The organism is Parageobacillus galactosidasius, assembly GCF_002217735.1.
In the GTDB taxonomy this organism is placed as follows: domain Bacteria; phylum Bacillota; class Bacilli; order Bacillales; family Anoxybacillaceae; genus Parageobacillus_B; species Parageobacillus_B toebii.
This window is the reverse complement of sequence record NZ_NDYL01000001.1, coordinates 636,657-662,244: the sequence shown is the minus strand read 5'-3', so window position 1 is coordinate 662,244 and position 25,588 is coordinate 636,657. Positions and strand designations below refer to the sequence as shown.

The window sequence follows — 25,588 nt, the reverse complement described above, 5'->3', positions numbered from 1 at the left end:
CGTTTTATTTTTTATGCAAAATATATAAGTAAAAGCTAATAGAAATCAACACGGATAGTGCGGCAGTTATATAAATGCTAGAGTAACCGAACCAATGGCCAATTTGCCCAAAAACCATCGCTCCTACTCCGACCCCTAAATCGAAAAAGGCGAAAAAGGTCGCATTTGCCATTCCTTTTCGGTTTTTTGCCGCTTTTTCCACAGACCATGCTTGCAGTGCTGGCTGCACCGTTCCAAACCCTAGCCCGTAAAGAATCGCTGCGATAAACAAAATCGCATTGCTTGGCAGCCAAGCCAACAATAACATTGCAATGAAAATCAGTGCAGCACCTGGTATAAACACCGCCTGATGGCCTTTTCTATCATACAACCGGCCGGCAAACGTTCTTGTTACCATTAACGCAAGCGCATATAGCAAGAAATACCATTGGATTCCTGAAATTCCTTTTTGTGCAGTATATAGCGGCAGAAATGAGGCAATTCCTCCAAATGTCACCGTAAGGAAAAATAGCAAAATTGAAGGCTCTAGCGCGCTTTTTTCATAAATATCCCATTTATTACGCGCTTGCACTTGCGGCTGTCCGATTTTTTTATATGTAATATTCGAAGCAAACAATAGTGACGCCAAACCTAAAACGGCACAAATCAAAAAAAGATGGCGGAATGACAACATTCCGGCGAGCAATAACCCCATAGATGGCCCAAAAGCGAGCGCTAAATTCCCTGATAGTCCATAATACCCCATTCCTTCGCCTCTCCGGCTGGCAGGGATAATGTCCGTGGCAATCGTTCCGGAGGCAGTAGTCGAAAACCCCCACCCAATGCCTTGAATAACCCTCATCATAAACAACAAAAAAATGCTCGCAATAAAGCTGTACGATCCGACCGAAAGGACAAAGATCGCAAGCCCTAGCAAAAATACAAAACGCCGCCCCTTTGTTTCTAACGCATGCCCGGCAAACGGCCGCACCATTAATGCCGCAAATGTGAAAATCCCGACCACTAAACCGATCAGCTGGTCATTGCCGCCAAGATGCTCGACAAACAGCGGAATCGTCGGCAATGTCATTTGAAATCCAAGAAAAACAAAAAAATTAGCTAAACAAATAAGTATAAAATCTTTTGTCCAAATTTTTTCCTTCGTTGCATCTATGATGTTTTGACTTTGTGGTTCCCCCACCGCAAACTCCCTCCAATCATTCATTTTAAACCGAACACTCAATACAGTTTAGTGTAACATAAATAGATAAATTTTTTATGTAAAAAGCTTATTGGAAATTTATAAAAATATGTTCAGCTTATTTTTTCGCTATCATTCATAAAGCCAATTTCCCCCAATATATCTCCTTATCAAATAAGCCATATCCTGCTCGCTAGGATAACATTGACCAATCTGATATATTGCTTCTCCTTCTGTTAATAAGGCGGCGCAGCAATTTCAAGCATAAGTTTCCCATCTTATAATGAGATAAAAAAGCTGCCCGTCTAGGCAGCTTTTAGTTCCATCCTTTGCGTTGTCGCAACGAAGCAATTTGCGCCGTATGATGTTTGCCGTGCCATGCGTGCATGGCGATTAACACATATAAAGGGACGTTCTCTTTTGTACCTTCATGATAAAAATTCCGCTGAAAATCATCGCTGCTCATCGACTCTAGCAGATGCGCCCACCGCTCGTGAAGGCCTTCGAGCAATTGCAGCGATGGCTCGATATATAGTGAACGAGCTTCTGTCGTCTTTGCCCAATCATTTTCCTCAAACGGTTTAATCGAAGGAACATCTTCCGTCAATGTCCATTTTGTGCGCAAAAACGCGTTCATGCTTGCATCGGCGATGTGATGGACAACTTGTGCAACCGTCCACCCACCATCTCGATACGGCGTGTTCAGCTGTTCTTCATTTAATCCGCTGACCGCCTCCCGCAATTTTACTGGTATTTGGCGAATATCAGAAATCCACTGTTTCGCATCTTCTTCGCAAAACGCAGCCGGTGCTTGAAATTTACCAATCGGGTAGCGAATTTCATCCATAATTTTTTCCTGGTTACTAAAATCTATAAAAATCGACTCATCGCGATGGAACCAGAAAACACCGCTTGCCGCTCAGGAAACACCTGGGTTCCATCAGGAAGGGAAGCCCAATGTCTCACCTGCTGTGAAAGACAACCCGTAGATCGCTGTCAGCGACGGCATCTGTCGTGCACCATTCCTTCCATCGGCCAGTACACGACAACAATTTTAGCAACCAGGTCTACACCTCCTTTTCTTACATATATTCTATAATCCATAGAAAAATCCTGCTTAATATGAAAGGCATATCATTACTCCCTTGAACCGGATATAATTGCCGCAGGCGAAGTTTACAAAAGGACAGTACAAAATAATTTGACAAGCCCTGCCTGGCATGATACATTTAGTTTGAAAAAAATCAATATTCTTAAAAAATAGAAAATTATAAAATTAATAGAGCTTATGAGGGGGATGACGAAAATATGACGAGGCAAGCAATCAAGAATGCTCTCAAGGATGTTCTTGACAAAGTTTTGGATAAAGCTGTAGGCAGGGCTGGAGGCGTACCAGGAGTGGTTGCAATGATAACTGATCGCGAGGGCAACATCTACGAAGGTGCAGCCGGGGTGCGCGAACTCGGAAAGGAAACGCCGATGACCACCGACACAGTGTTTGCTCTTTTCTCGACCACTAAAGCCATCACCGGCACAGTATTGATGCAATTGGTCGAGGAAGGAAAAGTCAGTCTCGACGATCCAGTCAAAAAGTATGTTCCTGAGATTGCCGAGATTAAGGTTCTTGAGGGGTTTGACGCAGACGGGCAGCCTAAATTAAGAGAACCTAAAACCGACATTACGATCAACATGCTGATGCTCCACACGGCTGGCTTCGGTTACGAGTTCTTCAGTCATGAGGATCGCAGATATCGCGAGCAAAAAGGAATACCTTCCATCCTCACTAGTACCTTTGACTCGATTAAGAGTGTGCTGCTATTTGAGCCAGGCGAACGATGGAACTATGGCGTCAACATCGACTGGGTTGGCAAAGTTGTCGAAGCCGTACGCGGCAAGCGACTGGGTGAAGTAATGGCCGAGCATCTTTTTGCTCCTCTAGGTATGACCGACATCGGATTCACGCTAACGCCGTCGATGATGGAACGCCGCGCAACCATCCACAGTCGCGCAAAAGACGGTAATATCACACCACTGCCTGATCTCATCCTGCCGCAATCTCCTGAAATGGACATGGGAGGACATGGTTTGTATGCCAGCATTGGTGAGTATATGAAATTTATCCGGATGATCCTGAATGACGGTGCGGGCGTAATCAAACCAGAAACGGTCGCGCAAATGGCTCAGAACGGGCTTGGCGCATTGAAGAGCGGCGGCTGGATCTCGTCCGATCCATCGCTAGCTAATGACGGTGAGTTCTATCCTGGCGTGCAAAAATCGTGGTCCTATACATTCCAGGTAAACGAAGATCCTACCCCTACAGGTCGTCCAGCAGGCCAATTGATGTGGTCTGGTCTAGCCAACCTGTTCTACTGGATCGACCGTAAGAACGGCATTGGTGGATTTTGGGCTTCTCAAATATTCCCATTCCAAGATACAGCTTCATACTTGGGCTTCATCGAATTCGAGTCAGCGGTCTACAGTACATTGAAGCGTTTAGGCCAAATTACCACTTGATCTGAGAGTCTAAAACTGAAATAGCTGTTCAGAATCAGATTTGCCGCCTCCGCATTCACTCTCTTGCTTTCACTGTTGCTAGTGGCAAGCGCCAGTTCTTCCACACCGAAGCAAAATAAAGCTGCCGAGAAATGAACGGCAGCTTTTGTCTATTTCAGCAAATATACGCGTGCTTCATACGGTTTCAGCTTAAAGCGTGTTGCGTTTTTATGCGGTTTTACATCATAGTTTTGCAGCACCAAATTTTCTGAGCTTAATCGAATGCCATCATATCGATACAGCGCTGGTTTATCGCTTAAATTGACAATAACCACCGCTTTTTCGTTTCCAAGCGTTCTTGTGTACGCATAAATCGTCGGATGCTTTTCTAAAATCAAATCGTACGTTCCATAAATAAACACTTCGTTCTCCTTGCGAAGCCGAATCATTTTTTTGTAAAACTGAAGGACGGAGTTCGGGTCGCGCAATTGCGCCTCGACGTTAATGGTCTTATAGTTTTCGTTCACTTTCATCCATGGCGTTCCCGTCGTAAACCCCGCGTTTGGCGCGTCGGACCATTGCATTGGGGTTCGCGAATTGTCGCGCCCTGTTTTCCAAATCACTTTCATAATTTCTTCATGGGAGCGACCCTTTTCCCGTTCGATTTGATACATTCTTTTAATAGCAACATCATTGTAGTCTTCAATATTCGAAAATTGGACGTTCGTCATCCCAATTTCTTGTCCTTGATAAATAAACGGTGTTCCTTGCATCAAAAAGTACATCGCACCAAGCGCCTTCGCACTTTCGGTAAGGTACTCCTTATCATTTCCCCATGTCGAGACAGAACGAGGCTGATCGTGGTTTTCTAAAAACAATGCGTTCCAGCCGCGGTTTTCCAGCCCTTTTTGCCATTTTGTCAACGTGCGCTTTAATTGGCGCACATCCACTCCGCCATTCGTTCCTTTTTGCCATAACCCTAAATGTTCAAACTGGAAGATCATATTGAAAATGCCGTTTTCCTCACCGACCCATTCTTCCGCGTCCTCGACGGTAACGCCATTCGCTTCTCCAACCGTCATAATGTCATAATGCGCAAACGTTTGCATTTTGAGCTCTCTTAAATAATCCATAATCCCTTCTTGGTTCATATGGCCAGCAAAAGACGGGACATAATCTAGCCCTTTCGGATTCGGCAAATCCGGCAATCCCGGCTTTTTCTTAATATGTGAAATGGCATCCACTCGAAATCCATCAATTCCTTTATCCAGCCACCAATTAATCATTTTATACAATGCTTGGCGCACTTCTTCGTTTTCCCAGTTTAAATCCGGCTGCTTTACATCAAATATGTGCAAGTAATATTGATCAGTTTTCGGATCGTACTCCCACGCCGATCCGCCAAAGATGCTTTCCCAGTTGTTCGGCTCTTTGCCATTTTTTCCATCACGCCAAATGTACCAATCCCGTTTCGGATTATCCCGTGATGAACGCGATTCAATAAACCATGGGTGTTCGTCGCTTGTATGGTTAATGACTAAATCTAAAATCACTTTCATGCCGCGCCGGTGAATTTCCTCGAGCAATAAATCAAAGTCTTCCATTGTCCCGAATTCTTCCATAATCGCATGATAATCGCTAATATCATATCCGTTATCGGCATTTGGCGACTTGTAAATTGGACAAATCCATATGATATCGATTCCAAGGTCTTTTAAATAGTCAAGCTTCTCGATAATTCCGCGAAGATCTCCAATTCCATCGCCATTTGAATCCATGAAGCTTCTCGGATAAATTTGATACGCGACTCCTTCTTTCCACCAAGCTTTCTTCACGGCTGTATCCTCCTCTTTTTGTGCATACGTTTTCACTATTAACTGTACACTACATGATGCCAATATACAATCTTTTTTGCAAAAAAGAAGGCAGCCTTCTTTTGTATACATAGAAAGCTGCGCTTTTTCTATTCTTACTCTGTTTTGGAGCGATTCGCCTCGTAAATTTTTAAATTATGGTACGCCAATTTTAACAGTGGCGTTTCGATTTCGTATTGTTCCGCCAATGAAAGCAAATATCCTTGCAAATGATCCGCTTCAATGAGTTGTCCTTTTTCCATATCCCGCTGCATCGATGATTTCATCGTCGCTTCTATTCGGTTTAATTGCGCCAGTTGTTTTTCTTCGATATCATCGGCAATTGGTGCTCCATGAGCCCGCATCACGGCCGCAATCTCTTTTAGCAATCCGAAAATAATTTCTTGTCCGTACTTTCCAGAGCGAATTGGTCCAATCGGCGCTCGAAACAGCGTCGTCACCCCTGACATTGTCGCGATAAATAAATATTTATTCCACATATCTGTCGCAATATGCTCGCTTAAACGAAAACGGGCGTTGCAGCCGGAAAATAATTGTTCCAACGCAAGAACGCGCTCCGTCCGCTCCCCGGACCATTCCCCAAATCGAACATCATGGGAAGCGCTTGTTTGCGCGATTTCTCCATGCTCATTCAGCGTTGTTTCGATAAAACAAAGCCCTCCTAACACGTTTTCCTTTCCAAACTCATTCCAAAGTATTTCCATATGCGCCATGCCGTTTAACAGCGGTAAAATCATCGTTTTTTCTCCAACATACGGTTTCACATCGCGAATCGCTTCCGGCAAATGGTATGCTTTGTTGGAAAAAATGACGACATCAAACGGCTCGGCTTGCTCACCCGTTACAAGCAGCTTCGGAGACAGCACCGCATCGCCGTGAACGCTATGAATCACTAGTCCCTTCTCTTGCAGCTGCTTTTTTCTTCGCTTGCGAACAAGAAATGTCACGTCCACTCCTTTTTCGAGCAATCTTCCGCCGAAATAACCGCCGACTGCGCCTGCACCGACTACAAGTATACGCATATATTTATTCCCCCTTATAAAACAAAAAGAAAGTTATTTTTCTTATGACAAAACAGTCAACTACCCAACGGCTAAAGCCGTGGGCTTGCAACTAGCCTAATTGGCTGCCGCGTTCGGCTGGTTGACAGCAGCCCTGCGGATGTTTTCCGCAGCCACGTTGTCGGCAGGGGCAGCGTACCCACAAGCTCGACAACAAAACTGATCCCTTGACGGTCTGTACGAATGGTTTGAATCCATGCTTTCATTTGTTTTTCCATGAAAAAAATCCTTTCTAACGTGGAGTGTTCGTTAGAAAGGATACCATGTTTTTGACGATGCACAAAGACCAAAATTCTTAACTTGATGAGTATGGGAATAGTTTCCCCTTTTTATGTCAGCAACAGCGTGATACTTTTCCGCCTTTGCCGTTATAGCGCGCTTCCTGCACTTCGCAGAAAAACTCTTTTCTTGATTTTATCGGCTCTCCTGGATGATGTGTTTTCATATGTTCTACATATTTCTCGTAGTTTGGAACACCAACCAGCAAATCAAGAAATTGCTTGCGGTAGGAAAGAATCGTATGAAGCCACTTACGCATAATGTTTAACCTCATTTCCTCCATCTCTTGGAATATAAGGTGCTTCTTTCAACGGTACATGTTTGTTTTTCAATACTTTTATCCACATATTTACTGCCGAAATCAACATGGCAATCACAACAAGCATGAAAATCGCGCAAAGCGTTGCATCAATGTAGTCGTTCATAATGATTTGCCGCATTTGTGCTTCATTGGTTGCAGGTGCTAAAATTTTACCTTGATTTAATGCATCTTTAAAGGCATTAGCATGAGCTAGAAAACCGATTTTTGGATTGCTATGGAACAGCTTTTGGAATCCTGCCGTCATCGTTACCACTAAAAGCCATGTCGTTGGGACCAATGTCACCCAAACGTAAGCTTTTTTGCCCATTTTGAATAAAACCGTCGTTCCAAATAAAAGCGCAATTCCTGCCAGCATTTGGTTGGCAATACCGAAAAGCGGCCATAATGTATTAATGCCACCCAGAGGATCGACTACCCCTTGATATAGGAAATATCCCCAAGCAAGAACACACAGCGTCGTCGCGATAATATTGGAAACTAGCGAATCTGTTTTGCCAAGCGGTTTGTAGAAAGTGCCCATAATATCTTGAATCATAAAACGGCCAACGCGTGTACCCGCATCAATCGTCGTTAAAATAAAGAGCGCTTCAAACAAAATCGCGAAATGGTACCAGAAGGCCATTAATGCTTTGCCGCCGATCACATTAGAGAGAATGACAGCCATTCCGATCGCTAGTGTCGGCGCTCCGCCAGTCCGCGATAAAATCGTTTGCTCGCCGACATCTTTCGCAAGTTCCGTCAGCATGTCAGGCGTAATTGTAAATCCCCATGAAGACACGACTTTTGCTGCTTGCACAACATCTTGCCCAATCACAGCAACTGGGCTATTAATCGCGAAATATACTCCAGGAGTTAATATACACGCAGCAATCATTGCCATCACTGCAACGAACGATTCCATTAACATGGCTCCATAGCCGATCGGGCGGGCATGGCTCTCCATCTCAATCATTTTTGGCGTTGTACCGGACGAAACAAGTGCATGGAATCCAGACACCGCACCACAGGCAATCGTAATAAATAAGAATGGGAATAAGTCACCAGCAAACACAGGACCAGTGCCGTCAACAAATTTCGTCAGCGCCGGCATTTGCAAGTCTGGAGCAACAACTAAAATTCCCAGCGCTAAACCAACAATCGTCCCGATTTTTAAGAACGTACTCAAATAGTCGCGCGGCGCAAGCAGCAGCCACACCGGCAAAGCAGATGCGACAAATCCGTAAGCAATCATTAAAATCGCGATCGTTTCACCTTTCAATGTAAAGATTTTCGCTAATGTCGGGTGCTCCGCCACATATTGTCCAGCGACAAGAGAAACAAGAAGCAGAATAAATCCCATTAATGACGCTTCCGCCACACGCCCTGGACGAATAAAGCGCATGTAAACTCCCATCAAAATCGCAATTGGAATCGTTGCGGCAATAGTAAACATTCCCCAAGGGCTTCCTACAAGCGCTTTTACTACTACCAATGCTAAAACAGCTAATAAAATAATCATGATTCCTAAAATACCAAGCGATGCAATGAACCCTGTAACCGGGCCAATTTCTTCCTTCACCATTTCGCCAAGCGATTTGCCATTGCGCCGCATAGACGCAAATAAAATAATAAAATCTTGGACAGCACCGCCTAAAACAACGCCGATAATAATCCAAAGCGTGCCAGGCAAATATCCCATTTGCGCTGCTAAAATCGGTCCGACAAGCGGTCCGGCGCCAGCGATCGCCGCAAAATGATGGCCGAATAATACCCATTTGTTTGTCGGCACATAATCTTTTCCATCATTAAACACTTCCGCAGGCGTTTTGCGACTGTCATCAAGTTCAAATACTTTGCGAGCGATAAATTTACTATAAAAACGGTATGCTACCGCATACGTACAGACAGCCGCGACAATCAGCCAAATCGCATTTACCGTCTCGCCGCGGTTCAATGCAAGAACGGCAAACCCTGCCGCCCCAAGAGCGGAAATAAGCCCCCAAAGCAAGACCGATTTTAATCCTTTCACGTCTTTTCCCCCTTTGTTGTTTTAATAATATTATATTAACTATTCTGAAAAATTCAAAGAATATTTTCTAAATATTATAAGGATAAATATTTTTATAGTCGTTTTATCACCATATCTTTTTTACTCTGAACATTCCTGCCTAATATTAATTTGTTGAATTTTGGATAACTGTTTTATTATTCCAAAAAGTATAAAGTAGTTTTATTTGTTAAAAATGTAATATTAAGAAGATAATCATGAGTTTTTTGCGCAATGATTATATCTTCTTTTTTCGATTGCAACAACAAACAACACAAAGCAAAGGGTTAGGAAACGTGAAGGCAATAGAACAGTTAATGTGGAGCATTGCATTGCCTGGATTGGGCCAACTTCTCAATAAAAAATACTTCAAAGGCACTTTGTTTATTTTGTTGGAATTTCTCATTAACGTACAATCGCGATTCAATGAAGCAATTCGATTAAGCTTTTTAGGGAACAACAAAGAAGCGATTGATGTCGTTGATTTCCAATGGTTAATGTTCTATCCATGTTTATACTTTTACGCCATGTGGGATGCGGTAAAAGATGCGGGAGGTGGACAGTCCCCCTACTCCTTTCTTCCCTATGTGTTCTCTGCCTATTTCGTCACGATCGCTCTTATGTATTCCGCACATATTAAAATTTTCGAAATCGTTTTCGGTCCTATTTGGCTTCCGATGCTTTTTGTCATTCCAGGGGTATGCATTGGATTGTTGCTTCAATTTTTGTTGCTAAAATTTCAGACTTCTCGGAAATGAGAAATGCTTTCCTATTTGAAAAGCATTTCTCATTTTTTCATGTCTGTATAAAAAGTAGTTGAATTTTCCATCGTTTTATTATATGCTTGTACCATCAGCAACAAAAACACTATATATTGTGTCATATATCTAAAACCACAACTAAATATAGTATGAAAACCGCAAGCAATGGTGTCCATCCGGACTTAATAGGGAATCTGGTGAGAATCCAGAACTGCCCCCGCAACTGTATGTGTGGACGAAATGGAACATCCACTGTATGTGAAAGCTCGCTCGGGCGCACATACGGGAAGGATCCAGAGTAGGATGAAGCACGAGTCAGGAGACCTGCCTTGCTTGTTTGCGTTTCATGTTCTCCGGGGAGCGAGAAGATGAAACGATGGTTGGAAAGGGCTTCTCTTGCCTTTTTTATACTGTCGTTTCGTCCACTCGACCCGAGTGGATTTTTTTATGGAAACAAGGAGGAGAAACTGATGGGACTACAGGCGAACACTATCATTATTACTTCAGAAAACGGGCAAACTAAACCATTTTCTCGCGAACGTCTTATTTCCTTTATCCGCGATATAACAAAAGACTACCCGCATCTACAGACTGACGGCTATATGGAACGCATCATCCGCATCATCGAAAGCAAAGATGCGCTTTCTGCGGAACAAATCACGAATTACTTAATACTTGAAGGCCTTTCCTATATTAGTGAGACAGAACCAGAATGGACGTTTGTCTGCGCTCGCATCTATTTGCAAAAGCTATACAAAGAAGCGGCCAAACAACGCGGATATGACGCAAAACAACGCTACGGCAGCTTGTACGAGTTGATTACAACGCTTGTTTCTAAAGGCGTGTACGATCGCTCTCTTCTTGATGATTACTCAAAAGAAGAAATCAATGAGCTTGGAAAACTTATTGATCCAGATAAAGATAAGTTGTTTACATATATCGGCCTTCGCACGCTCGCGGACCGCTACCTCGCCCGCGACTACGACCGCAACTTGTACGAACTGCCGCAGGAGCGCTTCCTTATCATCGCAATGACGTTAATGGCGAAAGAACCGAAACATCGCCGGTTTACGTTCATTCAAGAAGCGTATTGGGCGCTAAGCAACTTATATATGACCGTCGCCACGCCAACGTTAGCAAATGCCGGAAAAAGCTACGGACAACTTTCAAGCTGCTTTATCGATACCGTCGATGACAGCTTGCAAGGCATTTACGACAGCAACACAGACATCGCCAACCTTTCCAAATCCGGCGGCGGAATCGGCGTCTATCTCGGCAAAATCAGAAGCCGAGGCAGCGATATCAGGGGGTTTAAAGGCGTTTCGTCCGGAGTGATTCCATGGATGAAGCAGCTTAATAACACCGCCGTCAGCGTCGACCAATTAGGGCAGCGCAAAGGTGCGATTTCCGTTTATTTGGATGTTTGGCATAAAGACATTTTCGCTTTTTTGGACGCAAAATTAAATAATGGCGATGAACGAATGAGAACACATGATTTATTTACGGGCGTCTGCATCCCAGATTTATTTATGGAGCAAGTAGAAAAACGCGGCGATTGGTACTTGTTTGACCCCCATGAAGTGCGCAAAGTGATGGGATTTAGTTTGGAAGACTTTTATGATGAGGAAAAAGGCAGCGGAAGCTTCCGCGAAAAATATTGGCAATGCGTTCAAGAAAAGAGCCTTTCGAAAGAAAAAGTGCCAGCGATCGAAATAATGAAAAGCATTATGCGCAGCCAGTTAGAATCCGGCACACCATTTATGTTTTACCGCGACGAAGTGAACCGGAAAAACCCGAACGCGCATCTCGGCATGATTTACTGCAGCAACCTTTGTACAGAAATCGCGCAAAACCAAAGCCCGACCGTCGTGGAAAAACAATATACGAAAGATGGAAAGATTATCATTGAAAAAATCCCGGGCGATTTCGTTGTTTGCAATTTGTCTTCCATCAATCTTGCCCGTGCCGTCACCGACGATGTACTCGAGCGGCTCATCCCGATCCAAATGCGCATGCTCGATAACGTCATTGATTTAAATAATATCCCGGTATTACAAGCGAAATTCACCAATCAAAAATATCGCGCCGTCGGACTTGGCACGTTCGGCTGGCATCATTTGCTTGCGTTAAAAGGCATTCGCTGGGAATCAGACGAAGCAGTTGAATACGCGGACAAGCTGTACGAAAAAATTGCCTACTTAGCGATCAAAGCGAGTATGGAGCTCGCGAAAGAAAAAGGAAGCTATCCAGCGTTTCCGGGATCTGACTGGCAGACGGGCGCTTATTTTGATAAACGCGGATACCGCCGCAACGACAACGTCGACTGGGACACGCTGAAAAAACAAGTTACCAAATACGGCATGCGCAACGGCTATGTGATGGCGATCGCGCCAAATGCTTCGACGTCGATTATCGCCGGCAGCACCGCCAGTATCGATCCGATCTTTTTAAAAGTGTACGCCGAAGAAAAGAAAGATTACAAAATTCCAGTTACCGTGCCCGATTTAAACGCCGAAACAACGTGGTACTATAAATCAGCTTACCATATTGACCAGCATTGGAGCATTAAGCAAAATGCGGCGCGCCAACGCCATATCGACCAAGCGATTTCGTTTAATTTTTACGTGTTGAACACCATCAAAGCAAAAGAGCTGTTGGATCTTCATCTCACCGCATGGAAGTCAGGACTAAAAACAACGTATTACGTCCGTTCTACTTCCAGCACGATCGATGAATGTGAATCATGCGCAAGTTAATGCCAAGGGGGAATAAAACATGGCACATCCATTAACGAAGCGGATCATCATGGACCCAGAAGCACCAAACCGCTCTACAAGAATCATTAACGGCAAAAGCTCAAACGTCCTAAATTGGGATGATATCGCCTATCCTTGGGCGTACGCCAAATATAAACGAATGCTGGCAAACTTTTGGACGCCGTTTGAGATCAATATGTCCCAAGACGTCAAACAATTTCCGAATTTAACTGAACGCGAACAAGACGCGTTTTTGAAAATCATTGGGCTTTTAGCGTTGCTTGACAGCATTCAAACGGATTACGCCGGAAGAGTCGCCGATTATATCACTGATTCGAGCATTAACGCGCTGATGATTATGCTTGCGCAGCAAGAAGTCATTCATAATCATTCATATTCTTATGTTCTTTCAAGCCTCGTGCCAAAAAGCAAACAGGACGAAGTGTTTGAGTTTTGGCGAAACGAACCGATTTTGCGAAAGCGAAACGACTTCGTCACAAACGGCTATAAAGAGTTTGCTGAACATCCAAATGTTGAAAACTTGCTAAAATCGATCGTGTATGACGTTATTTTAGAAGGTCTGTTCTTCTACTCCGGCTTTGCCTTCTTTTATAACTTGGCGCGCAATCAAAAAATGGTCGCGACAAGCACGATGATTAATTACATCAATCGAGACGAACATATTCATGTCGATTTATTTGCAAAAATTTTCAAAGAAGTACTAAACGAATATCCAGAATACAATACACCGGAACTTGCTCAATTTGTGCGAGAAACGTTCATTAAAGCAGCAGAGCTGGAAATCGAATGGGCCAATTATATCATTGGCAACGATATCGATGGCATTGATATGCACGATTTGAGCGCCTACATTAAGTTTTACGCCAACGTCCGCGCCCATCAGCTTGGATTTGACCGTCCGTTTGACGGTTATCGGACAAATCCATTGCGCTGGATTAAAGCATATGAAGAAGTCGACCTCGGCAAATCAGACTTTTTCGAACAAAAATCAAGGCAATATACAAAAGTGAACATCGATAACGGATTTGATGAGTTATAAGCAAAAGCCGCCAATCATTCGTTGGCGGCTTTTGTTTCTAATTGGTTTTCACCCTTCTTCTTTTTCAATGTGCCAGCGGCAATCACTCCAGCAATGACAAGAATTTCAAATCCGTATTTTACAACCGGATTGGCGAAGTACTGATCTAAAAACGGTTCATCCACAATCATTTTCGAAGCCGTCCATGCAAGCACTCCCGCTCCGATTGTAATAATAATTGGGAAACGTTCGATCCACTTCAAAATTAACGTACTTCCCCATACCATGATAGGTACTGAAATTAATAACCCTAATATAACTAACAAGAAGTTTCCGTGCGCGGCTCCCGCTACCGCTAGTACATTATCCAATCCCATTAATGCATCGGCGATAATAATCGTGCGGATTGCCTCCCATAAACTTCCTCCCGCTTCTACGTCATGACCTTTTTCTTCAATGAGAAGCTTATAAGCGATCCAAACAAGCAATATACCGCCAATCAGCAGCAATCCAGGAACTTTTAACAGCCATACGACAAACAAGGTCGCAAGCGCGCGGATCACAACCGCTCCTACCGTTCCCCAAATGACTGCCTTTTTCTGTTGGTGCTTCGGCAAGTTTCGCGCCGCCAAACCAATGACAATCGCATTATCGCCCGCTAGTACAAGATCAATAATGATAATCGATAAAAGTGCAGATAGAAATTCCATCGAAAATAATTCCATTGATCATTCCTCCTTTTTTTAAATACCGTATTTATCTTTTGAATGTGAAGGAGCCATTTTTACTATTTGCTGAAGAATAAATAATAGTACGGTTACATCATCAATGATGCCAAAAAGTCCCAACCAATCAGGAATAATGTCAAACGGAAACACCATATAGATCGCTAAAAGTACAATGGAAAGCGTCTTTTTAAACATAGGCACTTCTCGAGAGCGAAAAAATTCGATGAAAAACGGGATAAACCGGCGGATTTTTACAATGAAACGCAGTCGTTTCCATAATTTTCTCATTATATCCCCCCAAATACTGCATTTCATCTTTTTCGAATCTCCTTTTTATTCTCCCCAATCCTCCTCCTTTCTTCACAAAAAAAGACCTTTACCCAATCGGTAAAGGTCTTCATAAAAACAGACCTTTACCAATATCGGCAAAGGTCTCGCTAACAACGTCACCGTTGCCAACAAAGCCGAGGGTGTGACCCTGAACTGACGACTTTGCTGTTAAAGCTACTCCCCTTTAACACAGAAACCATATATTATTTTCAATTTAATGATATTCAATCATTATATGCGTTGTCAATAAAAAACTCGACTTGTCAATCAATCTCTTCTGTGCCAATAGAAAAAATATGATATAATTCAGAAAAAATTCATTAGGAGAGACGGAATATGAATACCAAAGAAATTTCTGCTCTTTTTCTGCTTGCGGCTTTATGGGGAGCTTCTTTTTTATTTATGCGCATCGCTTCTCCTGTCATCGGTCCTGTGCTTACAATTGAGTTGCGCGTGCTTATCGCCGGCCTCGTGCTGTTATTGTATGTATGGATGTTCAAAAAAAGCATAGAGCTGAAAGCTTATTGGAAGCAATATCTCATCGTCGGGGCGCTGAATGCGGCAATTCCGTTTACACTGATCGCCGCTGCCACGCTGCATTTACCTGCTTCCGTAGCGGCCATTTTGAACTCGACCACTCCGTTGTTTACCGCGCTTGTTTCGCAATGGTTTCTTCACGAGCCGCTTTATGCAAAAAAATGGATCGGCATCGGCTTCGGAATTGTCGGTGTGTTTGCGCTAGTCGGCTGGAGTCCTGTTCCGCTGTCGATGCAGACCGTTTTTTCCGCATTACTGTCGATTTTGGCCGCGTTCTCCTACGGCTGTGGCGGTGTGTATGCCAAAAAAGCGTTTACGGGAGTTTCTTCCTTATCGTTGTCGATTGGACAGCAACTAGGCGCCGCTTTCGTGCTCATTCCGTTGACGGTCTTTTATATCCCAACGAAACCAGTATCGCCAGTCGTGGTGTATTCGGTATTGGGATTGGCCGTTTTTTGCACGGCGGCCGCTTACTTATTTTATTTTTACTTACTAGCAAGCGTCGGTCCAACAAAAACATTAAGCGTTACCTTTCTTGTACCTGTTTTCGGTGTCATCTGGGGAGTGATCTTCCTTCACGAAAAAATCACGATTGGCATGCTCGGCGGCCTAGCCATTATTTTAACAAGCATTTTCCTCTTGTCAGATGTCAAAATCACCGTGAAGCGACAAGAGTACATAAAAGGATAAGGAGTAAAAACGATGGAAAAGTCATATTACGCGGTAATTTTTACCTCGGAGCGAACCAAAGGAGATCACGGATATAATGCGATGGCGAAACAAATGGTTGAACTTGCCTCCCAACAGCCTGGTTTTCTTGGCGTCGACAGCGTCCGCAATGAAAGCGGCGCCGGCATCACCGTTTCCTATTGGGATTCTTTAGAGGCCATTGAGCAATGGAAAGCGCACGCGGCGCACCAAATCGCGCAAGAAAAAGGAAAGCAGCAATGGTACGAGCGCTATTCAGTCCGGGTGTGCAAAGTAGAACGGGAATATGGTTTTGAAAAGTAACCCAGACTGCTGCATTTCGTCAGCAGTCTTTTTCAATGCATAATAAAAAATTGAACCTTTTCTTCCCTGACTTCGCCTTATATGCAGATAAAACTTTGTCAAAAGAAAGGATGGTTGTATGCATGATGAACAACATCTTTTGGCGCAGTGCAGACAAGGAAACAAAGATGCTTTTTATCTGCTTGTTTCCCCGCATCTAGCGAAAGCGTACCGACTTGCTTTTACAATACTGCGCTCACACCATGATGCCGAAGATGCCATACAAAACAGTTTGCTCGAAGCCTATCGCACGATCAGCGAAAATAAAGAAATTCACCATTTCTCATCATGGTTTTACCGGCTTGTCACTCATCGGGCTATTGATTTAGCGCGCAAACTTGGAAAAGAAAGACAATATACCGAAATCAGCGATGTGCTTCCGTTTTTATCGAACTCTCATCACCTGCCAGTCGATGAAGTAGTCAGTAAAGAAGAGGAGCAGGAACTTTTGGCGCATATTCTTAAGCTCGACATGAAATATCGCGTTGTTCTTGTGCTTTATTACTATCAAAACATGAAAATCAGCGAAATTGCCGAACTTCTCCAAATCAAAGAAGGCACGGTGAAATCGCGGCTGTTTCAAGCGCGAAATTTGCTTTATCAATCTTATCAAGGACAGCGGAAGGAGGAACTTCGATGAATGTTCAAGACGATTTTTGGAAACGAAAAATTGGAAAATCGTTGGATCATATCCAAGTTCCAGAAAGCATTTTTACATTCGCGAAAGAACTTCCTTACAGAATGGAAGAGCAGTCAAGACAAAAACCCCCACGTAAATCAAAATGGAAAAAGTGGCTGGCCATTGCCGCTGCTTCAATAACGATTGGCATCTCAGCGGGCGCTTATCTTTCCCCGACCTTTGCGGCATATATCAAATCATTTTTTGTTCGCCCTGACCTCGATGAAGGATTGCAAATCGCCGCAAAAGAAGGATTTTCCGAAACAACAGAAGCCTCTGTTACCGATAACGGCATTACTCTTAAAGTAAAAGAAGTGATGGCAGACGCAAACCGTCTTATTCTTACGTACAGCCTTGAAAAAGAAAACGGTGAATTTATTGACCCAACCATTCTTTTCGAATCTGAAGAATGGGGGCCAGGGAGAGCAATATATTTTGTGAAAGACTTAAATACATTTTACATTACAGATAAAGATGGTGATATTGTATCGACAAGCACGAATTATCGAACAAAAAAAGGACGATTTGTAACACAATACATTAATCGTGTGTTTCCTCACTATCCTTACGCTGATCTGATGTTTGAGTTAAACCATTCAGCTTCCGATTCTAAGCAACTTTTCGCTAACATTAGTATCAATAAAATTGGTTCAACCAAAGGCAAATGGAATTTAAAAGTTCCAGTTAATATTGAGAAAAGCATAAAAGCAACAAAAACGCTGCCTATCAACAAAGAATATGTCACATCTGAAGGATTGGCTATTACATTAAAAAATGTTGTTTACTCTCCTACTTTAACAAGTTTAAATTTTGAAACAAGATGGACGGAAAAAGGGAAAAAATTGATGAAAGGTCACCCAGAATACTTTATCCAAGGTATTGGCTATTCTTATCACGGACTGCTTTATGACATTGTTGACAGCAAAGGAAACATAGTTGCCACAACCCTTCCGAAAGGCCGTGATAATGGTACGAAAGGGTTCGTCTTATCCGAACACAACCAATACTCTCCTCGCCAAATTGAGAAAGTGGATTGGCGCCATTCGTTCATTCCGCTTCCAAAGGGAGAAAAGTTGACATTTGTTTTTCGAGGAATTGAAAGAGTAGAGTATCCAAATAAATCTATCGCCTTTAATCCAATCAAATTAAACGAGCAACCTGTTACCTTTGATTACAAAGGTAATTCATTTACCATTCAAAACTTTAGGTTAGAAACAAACAAAGACGGAAAACGAGTAGGAATACTACAAATAGAGGAAAAAGCTCATCTCGCAGGAGGACATTTCGAACTAAGTGATGAACACGGAAACATATTCACTATTAACACCAAGGACACTTCCCGTGTATCAATAATAGGCTATGATAAACAGACAATGACTTATCATATGAAAAGAGAGTTAGAAATAGAAGGAATCGAGAAAATACCAACTCAACTCACCCTCACCTTAAAGACGGCGACGGTTTTCTATAAAGATGGAAACTGGAAAGTCCCGATTCCGTCTCCTTCAGAAAAGTAAGGCTAATGCTACTCTTTCCTGTACAATACTTGAAAACAAGCAGGGTTCATCATAAGCAGAATATAATGAATTGAGGATAGTTAGTTTCATTCAAAAACTAACATCCTCTCTTTTTTTATTTTTTATACATAATTGGATGGGGGAAGCATCCCCATACCCGTCAAGTTAGCGGTATAAAATTTTTTAGGATGATACGCATGTTCGAAAAATCAATCAAAGGATGAAGAGAAAACCAAATGCTGGGCATGCCAAATAACCCTCAAGAAGAGGGTTATTTGGCATTTATATCCATAACCCACACTACCATATCCCCAATTTCTTTAAAAGATCCGATACCGTTTCCTCTCCTTTCCTTCGGTCTTTCCTCGCGTGTTTCCTTAACAGAGACAGGAGAGATGGAAGGGCGGTTTCCATCGCTTGGGGATGCAAAAGAAACCGATGCCAATACGATTGGAGGATATTAAGCGCTTTCCATTCACTGATCTCGATTCCCTCCCGTTGATGCCAATACCTTCGGGCTTGGAACAGAAGAGTCTGCGTGACTAAAATGGCAATCAATGTCCCATATAAGTGGCATTCGAATCGTTCCTTCTTCATCTTTTTGACACGGTCAAGGTCAAATAAGGATTTCCAGCCCTTAAATATTCCGCTGTTAATGAACGCTGCCGCTGAATGAATCCGACTTTCCGTGCCAGACGGGTCAGTTCTTCAGAGGAGAAGAGTTGACGAATCGTTTTTATCCATGCCTTCATCTTTTTTGCCATCAAAAAACAATCCTTTCCAACGATGATTTTCGTTAGAAAGGATACCATGTTTTTGGCGCTGAAAAAAGATCAAATTCTTAACTTGATGGCTATGGGAAGCATCCCTGTTATTCCTGTGGTCAAGCACCTCAAAGCACATGGACATAACAGAGAAAAACAGTAATCACAAAAGACATAAAGCATGCTTTTTCGTTTAATGCCCCGACGTCAATTTCAAACCAACAAGCCCCACCAAAATAAGCAGCAAAAAGATTACGCGTGAAGCATTGATCGGTTCATTCAAGAATACCATCCCGATAATAACCGCACCCATCACTCCGATTCCCGTCCATACCGCATAGGCGGTTCCGATTGGCAACGTTTTTGTCGCTATCGACAAAAAATAAAAGCTGGCAAGCGCGCCGAAAAACGTAATGATGGACGGCACCATCCGCGTAAATCCCATCGTATATTTTAGAGCGATCGCCCATACTATTTCAAAAATGCCAGCAATGACTAAGTATACCCATGCCATGTTCATCACTCCTTGTTTGCAAAATAAAAAAGCCGCGAAGAAATATCGAATCGATATCCTCCCGGGCTTTTGTCCCTGGTTACTAAAATCTATAAAAATCGACACATCGCGATGGAACCAGGAAACACCGCTTGCCGCTCGGATTCTCACCGAGTTCCATCAGGAAGGGAGTCCCCTTGTCATTCACCTGCTGTGAAAGACACCCCGTGGATCGCTGTCAGCGACGGCGCCTGTCGTGCACCATTCCTTCCATCGGTCCGTACACGACAACGATTTTAGCAACCAGGTCTACACCTCCTTCAGTTGAATTTGGTACTGGTTCAGCCAACAGAATTTGTGCAAGATGTTCCATAATGACCATTCATGTTCCTCTTTGAAATTCTCGATTTTGCGTAACATCATCGCGATATATTGACGTTGTTTCGTTCCGCTTTTTGATTGCTTGTAGGATTCTTCCATCGACCCTAACACCGCAATCAAATGGCGTTTCACTTTCGTTTTGATGGCGTCAATGAGTTCTTTTGGCAATCGTTCATGGTAGCCTAATCCCCTTCTGCCAATCACCAAAGCGGCGCTTTCATGGACGGATAACCCATACTTTTTCATATACTTAAAACGTCCGATGACACTGGTATAGGCAGGGTTCACTTTTTTGATGCGAAACCCAAGCCGCATCCCCCGACGAACGATCGCTTCCGTCAGCTTTTTCTTTTTAAAATTATGGGTGAGGCGATTGAATCGTTTGTCTGTATCGTGCCGCTGCCTCAGTTGAATGTTTTCGATGACCACTGCCCCAACATTCTCTTGAAGCAGCCAGTCATACACATCTCTTACTGTTTCTCCAACGATGTTGTTTCGTTTATTCGCTTTCACATATTCGAGTTCATGACAGTAAAACACTTTTGATTGAAGAAAGTTTCCCTGTTTCGAAACGATGCTTACAGCGATGCGGTCAATGTTGATGTCAATCCCAGCGATTCGTTCCGCTTGAATCGGTTCATCATAGGCAAGTTCCCTGCCATATACCTCTTCTTCATAGACGAGATGGACATAATATTCCCCGTTTTTGCGTTTGATTTCAACGGTATATGGTCGATATTCGATAATGGGCTTTCCTTTTGCATTCACTCCGACTGGTTCTCCCATGACGAGATCGATGATTTCCTCTTCATATTTTTCAGGAACAGACACAGGCAACCTCAAGCGGGGAGCGTGTTTTCCTTTTGGTTGTCCAAGTGGATTCGCAATTTCTACATAACATTCATACGTGTGATCGTCATACACGAGACGAATGTTTAAATTTCCTTTTTTGCTTTTATCGCCTCTGGCATACAACTGATTCGAGCGCAAATCTTTCCATTCTTCGTTCGTGATGTTTCCTTTCAAGCGCTTGTAAAAGTTCTGTTTTCCGCCAAAAATCACACGTGGAATCGTCCCATGATCGAGATGGTGCTTTAGCTCGGCTTCTTTGAATTTCAGTTTTTCTAATCGTCGGTGTAATCCGTCTAAACACGTTGGAAGATCGACTTTTTTCGGTGTTTTTCTTCCATGTTGGTATTCATCGATTTTCTTTTCGGTTTTTTCGATTTTCGCCTGCACATCCTCTAAGCGCATGGGAAGCAACTCACGTTGAGAAGAAATCAACGATTGAGCAAGCAAGACCGCATCTTCGGCAAACCGTTGGTTGAGCTGAAATTGGCGCGGAAGGTGCTTGATGATGTCTTTGGCGTTCCTTCCTTCCAGCAAACGGTTGAACGCGTATCGCTTCGCGGAACCAAAGACGCGCATCAACTCGTCTAATGAGTGAAGTTGTGTTTCATCATCGGAAACGATTTTCATCACCCGAACCGTTTTCATCCCCTTGCCTTCCCCCTATGTTTAGATCCTTTAGAACATATATTCGTCAATTCTTCTTCATCTCCTTTTTACATGAGGAAGGGGGAGATGATTTTTTATCATCAGACAGGAGACGATGGAAAAGATGGAGAACATCCACCTCTCCACACCGAATAACAGGAGATATTTAATTTATAGATGTTTAACAAACTGCTTATACCTCCGTGTACGCGGCAATGCCGCGCGTTTTCTCTCGGTCGCAGACTGGCCGCCGCGTGGCCACGGAACCCTAGAAAACTTTTTATCTCCTTATTCGCCATTATTGTAACACTTATGATTGTTGCCGGCAAATAAAAGGAGTTCTTCATGTTCTTGAAGAATATGATAATTAAGGAGGAGACAAGAAAGGAGGAGCAATAGCCATGCGCGAAGTGCAGCGTCTGCCTTGGTATGCGAACGCGCTTGTCCTTATCGTCGCCGCTGTTATATGGTACGGATTTATCCAGCAAATCATATTTGGAATCCCATTTGGCTCGAAGCCGGCAAGCGATACGGAAATGTGGGGCTTGTTTCTGTTGTTCGGCATCTGTTTTCCCCTCTTCTTTTTGTCGATGAAACTAGTCACAAAAACGGAAAAAGAAGGGCTTGTCATTCGTTTTTTCCCATTTCGATCTCGCGTTATTCCGTATCAACAAATTAAAAACGTCCAAGTTCAGCCTTACCATCCTATGTCCTACGGCGGCTGGGGAATCCGCTGGAGCTTGAAAAAAGGCCGTGCTTACACGATGAAAGGAAAAAAGGGAATATGGATCGAGCTGACGGACGGAGACTGTTTGTACCTCGGCTCGCAAAAACCGGAAGAACTTGCGAAATATATACAAAGAGAGTGTCTGTACCGCTAACAGGTGAACACTCTCTTTTGTATGTCATCCAATCTGCCTTCATAGAAAAAGCGCATAAAACTATTACTGAATGATCAGCTCGATTTCGTTGCCAGACGGATCGCTTGTCAATATGCTATTTTCGCTTCGCCGCACCGATGCACCGATATGTTGGAGCCGTTCCACCACTTTTTCTCTTTCCGCTTCATTTGGCAGCACAATCGAAAATACGCGCAATCCAACGGCGTTCACTGGCGGTTTTGGCGCCCCGACTCCAGCCCATGTGTTCAGACCGATATGGTGGTGATAGCCGCCCGCGGAAACGAATAACGCGTGCGTTCCCATACGTGTCGTCGGTTCAAAGCCTAATCCTTGCACATAAAAAGCATAAGCTTCTTCGATGTGGGCGACGTGGAGATGAATATGGCCAATCCGCGTATGCATTGGAAGCCCCGACCACGCTTCCGTTCCCGCTTGCGCCAGCAAATTGTTCACATCTAACGGCTCCGTTACCGCTTTATATTCTCCATTTGCCGTCTTCTCCCACTTTTCCATCGGGCGGTCGGCGTATATTTCGATGCCGTTTCCGTCCGGATCAGCCAAATAGATCGCCTCGCTGAACAAATGATCGGACGCTCCCTGCAGCGGATAGCCGGTCTGTAATAAATGGAGCAGCGCCTCGGCGAGACTCTTTCTGTCCGGAACTAAAATCGCGAAATGATAAAGCCCCGTTGTCCGAGGCGGCTTCGGCACCGCATCCGCTTTTTCCTCGAGCACCACTAACGGAGTAACTCCATCCGCAGTTAATGCCGCTTCGTGTTGATTTTGCTTTAATAGGCGAAATCCGATGATTTCTGTGTAGAAACGAAGTGAACGCTCCAAATTGGATACGATAAGATGAACGTGTCCGATCATTGTTTTTGGATGAATAATATCTCTCATCATAATAACCTCCATCTTTAATAACCAACGGTAAACCTCATCCGGGTTAAAGCGTGGGTTTTCAATCATGTTCGTTGTAACAATTTTAGTTACAACAAGTTTAAAAAATTATTGATGACCTTCCTCGATTTTTTGTGCTAAATTGGTGACTAAATCTTTTAAGCGAATCTCTTCTAATACTTTTTCCATTGCCGTTTGCGCACGCAGCAAAATGACTTCAAGAACAGCTTGAATGTTTGCCCCTACTGGACAATGAGGATTAGGATGCTCGTGAAATTGGAAAAGCTCTCCTTCTTCAACGACTTCTACAGCTCGATAGATATCAAGCAAAGTAATCTCTTCTATATCTTTTAAAAGATATGCTCCACCAGTCCCTGGACGTACATTCACTAAACCAGCTTTTTTTAGTTTACCAATGATTCTGCGCACAACGACCGGATTCGTGTTGATACTTTTCGCAATCCATTCTGAAGTACAAAGAGTATTTTTTTCTAACGCTAACAATGACAAAATGTGGACTGCCATAGTAAAACGACTGCTGATTTTCATAAGTTGCCTCCTTTATGTAACCATTGTAGTTACAACAATAATAAAAATCAAGTTCAACTATCCATTCAATTAAGAAAGAAATGTATATGATTTGTTTGAAACTATTTAAGCTATACGTTTTCAAAAAAGAAAGTAAACAAAGGCAAATAATTTTACAATTTTATTTAATTTATTAAATAATAATTAATATAAAAATATATTAATTATAAAAAGGTGTAAAAAGGAGAGAGGATTTTATGTCCATTTACGACTATGAAGTGAAAAACGCGGACGGAGAAACGGTTTCCTTATCTGACTACAAAGGAAAAGTGTTGCTAATTGTTAATACAGCGAGCCATTGCAGATTTACGCCTCAGTTTCAAGATTTACAGAAGTTGTATGCGAAATATCAGAAGTACGGATTTGAAATTCTCGGTTTTCCGTGCAATCAGTTTGGTGAACAAGAACCGGGAAGCAATCAAGATGCCGTTGCCTTCTGCCAGCGAAATTACGGTGTAACGTTTCCGATTTTCGAAAAAATTGAAGTGAACGGTAATAATGCCCACCCGTTATTTCAATATTTAAAGAAAGAAGCCCCTTTTAAAGGATTTGATGAAACAAGTGCGAGCGGAAAAATTCTTAAACTGATGATTATGGAGAAAAACCCAGAATGGTTAGTTGGTGACGAGATTAAATGGAACTTCACTAAATTTCTTATTAACCGAGATGGAAAAGTGATTCGCAGATATGAACCAACCGAAGAACCGATCGATTTTGAAAAAGATATAGAAACACTTGTCACTTCTTAAAAAGACCTGTCCAGCTTTATCAAGTAAAATGATAAAGGTTGCTGAAGCTTCAGCAACCTTTTGAGGTAGAACCGTTTCTCGAAACGGTTTCTTTATCCTTTTAGGACAAATTCATTTCCATCGATGTCCTTAAATTGCACAAATGTGCCCCATTGCATTTTTTGCGGTTCTCCTAAAAATTCCACACCTTTAGCTTTCATCGTTTCATATGTGCCTAGCACATCATCGCACTCAAACACAATAGACGGCTTTCTTTCATTCCAGTCTTTCATCATCGATTTTCAGTTGCAATCCGTTTAATCATCAAGTTTCCTCCCTCGATAAATATCTTTTAACTTGTCCATTTGTAATGTATCATATTTTTATTTACTCATCTTGTAAAAGCACACATACCCCGTCAAGTAGACGATGAAAAAAGAGTATATTAAACTGCATTCAACCGAGGAAAGGCCGTTCCGCTTTTCTTGGAATGGCTGTGATTGTAAAAATGAATATACTCTTCAAGCTCATTACTCCCCTCTCTGAAACAGCCTCTGTGGCCATCTCCATCCCCACCTTCCATAAACATACGTTCGTAATCTTCGGTATTAACTATGAAATAAATGTGAACATCATTGACAAAAGTAATAATCACCTTTAATATACCGTATAGGGTATATTATTAAAGAACATTCAATACGAA

At 42.9% G+C, this 25,588-nt stretch carries 24 protein-coding genes, 2 pseudogenes and 1 riboswitch; of the genes and pseudogenes, 11 read left to right on the top strand and 15 right to left on the bottom strand.

The annotated features are described in order from the left end of the window. Positions 1-4 precede the first annotated feature (4 nt). Entirely contained in the window at positions 5-1,204 is a 1,200-nt protein-coding gene (locus tag B9L23_RS03585) for an MFS transporter (protein WP_245842283.1), read from the bottom strand. A 292-nt stretch (positions 1,205-1,496) separates the two neighbouring features. After that, positions 1,497-2,027, bottom strand: coding sequence for a YfiT family bacillithiol transferase (locus tag B9L23_RS03580; protein ID WP_089096893.1), 531 nt, complete (start codon positions 2,025-2,027; stop codon positions 1,497-1,499). Between the two features lie 461 nt (positions 2,028-2,488). Here B9L23_RS03580 and acmB point away from each other — a divergent pair, with 461 nt between their 5' ends. Next, a complete protein-coding gene (gene acmB, locus B9L23_RS03575; RefSeq protein WP_062753961.1) occupies positions 2,489-3,694 on the top strand; it encodes a methyl acetate hydrolase AcmB in 1,206 nt (401 codons plus the stop codon). Between the two features lie 149 nt (positions 3,695-3,843). Here acmB and B9L23_RS03570 read toward each other — a convergent pair whose 3' ends face one another. The 5 genes and pseudogenes from B9L23_RS03570 to B9L23_RS03550 all read right to left on the bottom strand — a co-directional run bounded on the left by B9L23_RS03570 (position 3,844) and on the right by B9L23_RS03550 (position 9,217). Then, on the bottom strand, positions 3,844-5,508 hold the full coding sequence (locus B9L23_RS03570) for a glycoside hydrolase family 13 protein (protein ID WP_062679177.1): 1,665 nt from the start codon (positions 5,506-5,508) through the stop codon (positions 3,844-3,846). Between the two features lie 134 nt (positions 5,509-5,642). Continuing rightward, positions 5,643-6,569, bottom strand: a complete 927-nt coding sequence (panE, locus tag B9L23_RS03565) for a 2-dehydropantoate 2-reductase (protein WP_081188664.1) — start codon at positions 6,567-6,569, stop codon at positions 5,643-5,645. 96 nt (positions 6,570-6,665) lie between these two features. Further along, positions 6,666-6,785: pseudogene (locus B9L23_RS21635) on the bottom strand (RNA-guided endonuclease TnpB family protein); the annotation flags it as partial. A 157-nt stretch (positions 6,786-6,942) separates the two neighbouring features. Then, positions 6,943-7,146: a YbdD/YjiX family protein gene (locus tag B9L23_RS03555; protein ID WP_017435755.1), complete on the bottom strand. Its 204-nt coding sequence runs from the start codon at positions 7,144-7,146 to the stop codon at positions 6,943-6,945. Continuing rightward, on the bottom strand, positions 7,139-9,217 hold the full coding sequence (locus tag B9L23_RS03550; protein ID WP_081188665.1) for a carbon starvation CstA family protein: 2,079 nt from the start codon (positions 9,215-9,217) through the stop codon (positions 7,139-7,141). Before B9L23_RS03550 ends, B9L23_RS03555 begins: the two co-directional genes overlap by 8 nt. 314 nt (positions 9,218-9,531) lie before the next feature. Here B9L23_RS03550 and B9L23_RS03545 point away from each other — a divergent pair, with 314 nt between their 5' ends. From B9L23_RS03545 to B9L23_RS03535, 3 genes are all read left to right on the top strand, one after another. Further along, complete coding sequence (locus tag B9L23_RS03545) at positions 9,532-9,993, top strand: hypothetical protein (RefSeq protein WP_089097468.1); 462 nt, start codon at positions 9,532-9,534, stop codon at positions 9,991-9,993. 151 nt (positions 9,994-10,144) lie between these two features. Beyond that, positions 10,145-10,342, top strand: a riboswitch (cobalamin riboswitch). A 124-nt stretch (positions 10,343-10,466) separates the two neighbouring features. Further along, on the top strand, positions 10,467-12,752 hold the full coding sequence (locus B9L23_RS03540; protein ID WP_089096891.1) for a ribonucleoside-diphosphate reductase subunit alpha: 2,286 nt from the start codon (positions 10,467-10,469) through the stop codon (positions 12,750-12,752). Between the two features lie 19 nt (positions 12,753-12,771). Further along, positions 12,772-13,812, top strand: coding sequence for a ribonucleotide-diphosphate reductase subunit beta (locus B9L23_RS03535; RefSeq protein WP_062679173.1), 1,041 nt, complete (start codon positions 12,772-12,774; stop codon positions 13,810-13,812). 14 nt (positions 13,813-13,826) lie between these two features. Here the strand turns inward: B9L23_RS03535 and B9L23_RS03530 are convergent, their stop codons facing one another. After that, positions 13,827-14,516, bottom strand: a complete 690-nt coding sequence (locus B9L23_RS03530; protein ID WP_089096890.1) for a TerC family protein — start codon at positions 14,514-14,516, stop codon at positions 13,827-13,829. Between the two features lie 18 nt (positions 14,517-14,534). After that, entirely contained in the window at positions 14,535-14,807 is a 273-nt protein-coding gene (locus B9L23_RS03525; protein ID WP_089096889.1) for a YkvA family protein, read from the bottom strand. A 378-nt stretch (positions 14,808-15,185) separates the two neighbouring features. On the opposite strand from B9L23_RS03525, the gene B9L23_RS03520 reads away from it, so the two are divergent. The 5 genes from B9L23_RS03520 to B9L23_RS20700 all read left to right on the top strand — a co-directional run bounded on the left by B9L23_RS03520 (position 15,186) and on the right by B9L23_RS20700 (position 19,096). Continuing rightward, positions 15,186-16,076, top strand: a complete 891-nt coding sequence (locus B9L23_RS03520; protein WP_089096888.1) for a DMT family transporter — start codon at positions 15,186-15,188, stop codon at positions 16,074-16,076. Positions 16,077-16,088: 12 nt separating this feature from the next. After that, entirely contained in the window at positions 16,089-16,397 is a 309-nt protein-coding gene (locus B9L23_RS03515) for an antibiotic biosynthesis monooxygenase family protein (RefSeq protein ID WP_012749294.1), read from the top strand. A gap of 118 nt (positions 16,398-16,515) precedes the next feature. Beyond that, positions 16,516-17,076 (top strand): RNA polymerase sigma factor, encoded by a 561-nt coding sequence (locus B9L23_RS03510; protein WP_012749293.1) that lies wholly within the window; start codon positions 16,516-16,518, stop codon positions 17,074-17,076. Then, positions 17,073-18,632 (top strand): DUF4179 domain-containing protein, encoded by a 1,560-nt coding sequence (locus B9L23_RS03505; protein WP_081188671.1) that lies wholly within the window; start codon positions 17,073-17,075, stop codon positions 18,630-18,632. Before B9L23_RS03510 ends, B9L23_RS03505 begins: the two co-directional genes overlap by 4 nt. A gap of 236 nt (positions 18,633-18,868) precedes the next feature. Next, entirely contained in the window at positions 18,869-19,096 is a 228-nt protein-coding gene (locus B9L23_RS20700) for a hypothetical protein (protein ID WP_211278792.1), read from the top strand. A 129-nt stretch (positions 19,097-19,225) separates the two neighbouring features. Here B9L23_RS20700 and B9L23_RS20275 read toward each other — a convergent pair whose 3' ends face one another. From B9L23_RS20275 to B9L23_RS03490, 3 genes are all read right to left on the bottom strand, one after another. Then, on the bottom strand, positions 19,226-19,396 hold the full coding sequence (locus tag B9L23_RS20275) for a hypothetical protein (protein WP_169712515.1): 171 nt from the start codon (positions 19,394-19,396) through the stop codon (positions 19,226-19,228). Positions 19,397-19,589: 193 nt separating this feature from the next. Continuing rightward, positions 19,590-19,910 (bottom strand): DMT family transporter, encoded by a 321-nt coding sequence (locus tag B9L23_RS03495; protein WP_081188673.1) that lies wholly within the window; start codon positions 19,908-19,910, stop codon positions 19,590-19,592. A 288-nt stretch (positions 19,911-20,198) separates the two neighbouring features. Further along, positions 20,199-21,767: an IS200/IS605 family accessory protein TnpB-related protein gene (locus B9L23_RS03490; RefSeq protein WP_089096887.1), complete on the bottom strand. Its 1,569-nt coding sequence runs from the start codon at positions 21,765-21,767 to the stop codon at positions 20,199-20,201. 401 nt (positions 21,768-22,168) lie between these two features. Here B9L23_RS03490 and B9L23_RS03485 point away from each other — a divergent pair, with 401 nt between their 5' ends. Continuing rightward, positions 22,169-22,648, top strand: a complete 480-nt coding sequence (locus B9L23_RS03485; RefSeq protein WP_089096886.1) for a DUF6141 family protein — start codon at positions 22,169-22,171, stop codon at positions 22,646-22,648. Between the two features lie 63 nt (positions 22,649-22,711). On the opposite strand, the gene B9L23_RS03480 is transcribed toward B9L23_RS03485, so the two are convergent. Beyond that, positions 22,712-23,569, bottom strand: a complete 858-nt coding sequence (locus B9L23_RS03480; protein WP_062753985.1) for a VOC family protein — start codon at positions 23,567-23,569, stop codon at positions 22,712-22,714. A 108-nt stretch (positions 23,570-23,677) separates the two neighbouring features. Next, entirely contained in the window at positions 23,678-24,118 is a 441-nt protein-coding gene (locus B9L23_RS03475) for an Rrf2 family transcriptional regulator (protein ID WP_089096885.1), read from the bottom strand. 236 nt (positions 24,119-24,354) lie between these two features. Between B9L23_RS03475 and B9L23_RS03470 the strand changes: the two genes are divergently transcribed. Further along, the gene (locus B9L23_RS03470; protein ID WP_062753989.1) at positions 24,355-24,906 is read left to right on the top strand and encodes a glutathione peroxidase; all 552 of its coding nucleotides are present in this window, start codon (positions 24,355-24,357) and stop codon (positions 24,904-24,906) included. 92 nt (positions 24,907-24,998) lie between these two features. On the opposite strand, the pseudogene B9L23_RS03465 reads toward B9L23_RS03470, so the two are convergent. After that, positions 24,999-25,187, bottom strand: a pseudogene (locus B9L23_RS03465) (VOC family protein); the annotation flags it as partial. Between the last annotated feature and the right edge of the window lie 401 nt (positions 25,188-25,588).

What these genes read in the sequence shown, in the direction of transcription:
- B9L23_RS03585 (WP_245842283.1), bottom strand. Translation starts at nt 1,204, where the DNA reads ATGAATGATTGGAGGGAGTTTGCGGTGGGGGAACCACAAAGTCAAAAC.
- B9L23_RS03580 (WP_089096893.1), bottom strand. Translation starts at nt 2,027, where the DNA reads ATGGATGAAATTCGCTACCCGATTGGTAAATTTCAAGCACCGGCTGCG.
- acmB (WP_062753961.1), top strand. Translation starts at nt 2,489, where the DNA reads ATGACGAGGCAAGCAATCAAGAATGCTCTCAAGGATGTTCTTGACAAA.
- panE (WP_081188664.1), bottom strand. Translation starts at nt 6,569, where the DNA reads ATGCGTATACTTGTAGTCGGTGCAGGCGCAGTCGGCGGTTATTTCGGC.
- B9L23_RS03555 (WP_017435755.1), bottom strand. Translation starts at nt 7,146, where the DNA reads ATGCGTAAGTGGCTTCATACGATTCTTTCCTACCGCAAGCAATTTCTT.
- B9L23_RS03540 (WP_089096891.1), top strand. Translation starts at nt 10,467, where the DNA reads ATGGGACTACAGGCGAACACTATCATTATTACTTCAGAAAACGGGCAA.
- B9L23_RS03535 (WP_062679173.1), top strand. Translation starts at nt 12,772, where the DNA reads ATGGCACATCCATTAACGAAGCGGATCATCATGGACCCAGAAGCACCA.
- B9L23_RS03530 (WP_089096890.1), bottom strand. Translation starts at nt 14,516, where the DNA reads ATGGAATTATTTTCGATGGAATTTCTATCTGCACTTTTATCGATTATC.
- B9L23_RS03525 (WP_089096889.1), bottom strand. Translation starts at nt 14,807, where the DNA reads ATGAGAAAATTATGGAAACGACTGCGTTTCATTGTAAAAATCCGCCGG.
- B9L23_RS03520 (WP_089096888.1), top strand. Translation starts at nt 15,186, where the DNA reads ATGAATACCAAAGAAATTTCTGCTCTTTTTCTGCTTGCGGCTTTATGG.
- B9L23_RS03515 (WP_012749294.1), top strand. Translation starts at nt 16,089, where the DNA reads ATGGAAAAGTCATATTACGCGGTAATTTTTACCTCGGAGCGAACCAAA.
- B9L23_RS03510 (WP_012749293.1), top strand. Translation starts at nt 16,516, where the DNA reads ATGCATGATGAACAACATCTTTTGGCGCAGTGCAGACAAGGAAACAAA.
- B9L23_RS03505 (WP_081188671.1), top strand. Translation starts at nt 17,073, where the DNA reads ATGAATGTTCAAGACGATTTTTGGAAACGAAAAATTGGAAAATCGTTG.
- B9L23_RS20700 (WP_211278792.1), top strand. Translation starts at nt 18,869, where the DNA reads ATGCTGGGCATGCCAAATAACCCTCAAGAAGAGGGTTATTTGGCATTT.
- B9L23_RS20275 (WP_169712515.1), bottom strand. Translation starts at nt 19,396, where the DNA reads ATGGCAAAAAAGATGAAGGCATGGATAAAAACGATTCGTCAACTCTTC.
- B9L23_RS03495 (WP_081188673.1), bottom strand. Translation starts at nt 19,910, where the DNA reads ATGGCATGGGTATACTTAGTCATTGCTGGCATTTTTGAAATAGTATGG.
- B9L23_RS03490 (WP_089096887.1), bottom strand. Translation starts at nt 21,767, where the DNA reads ATGAAAACGGTTCGGGTGATGAAAATCGTTTCCGATGATGAAACACAA.
- B9L23_RS03485 (WP_089096886.1), top strand. Translation starts at nt 22,169, where the DNA reads ATGCGCGAAGTGCAGCGTCTGCCTTGGTATGCGAACGCGCTTGTCCTT.
- B9L23_RS03480 (WP_062753985.1), bottom strand. Translation starts at nt 23,569, where the DNA reads ATGAGAGATATTATTCATCCAAAAACAATGATCGGACACGTTCATCTT.
- B9L23_RS03475 (WP_089096885.1), bottom strand. Translation starts at nt 24,118, where the DNA reads ATGAAAATCAGCAGTCGTTTTACTATGGCAGTCCACATTTTGTCATTG.
- B9L23_RS03470 (WP_062753989.1), top strand. Translation starts at nt 24,355, where the DNA reads ATGTCCATTTACGACTATGAAGTGAAAAACGCGGACGGAGAAACGGTT.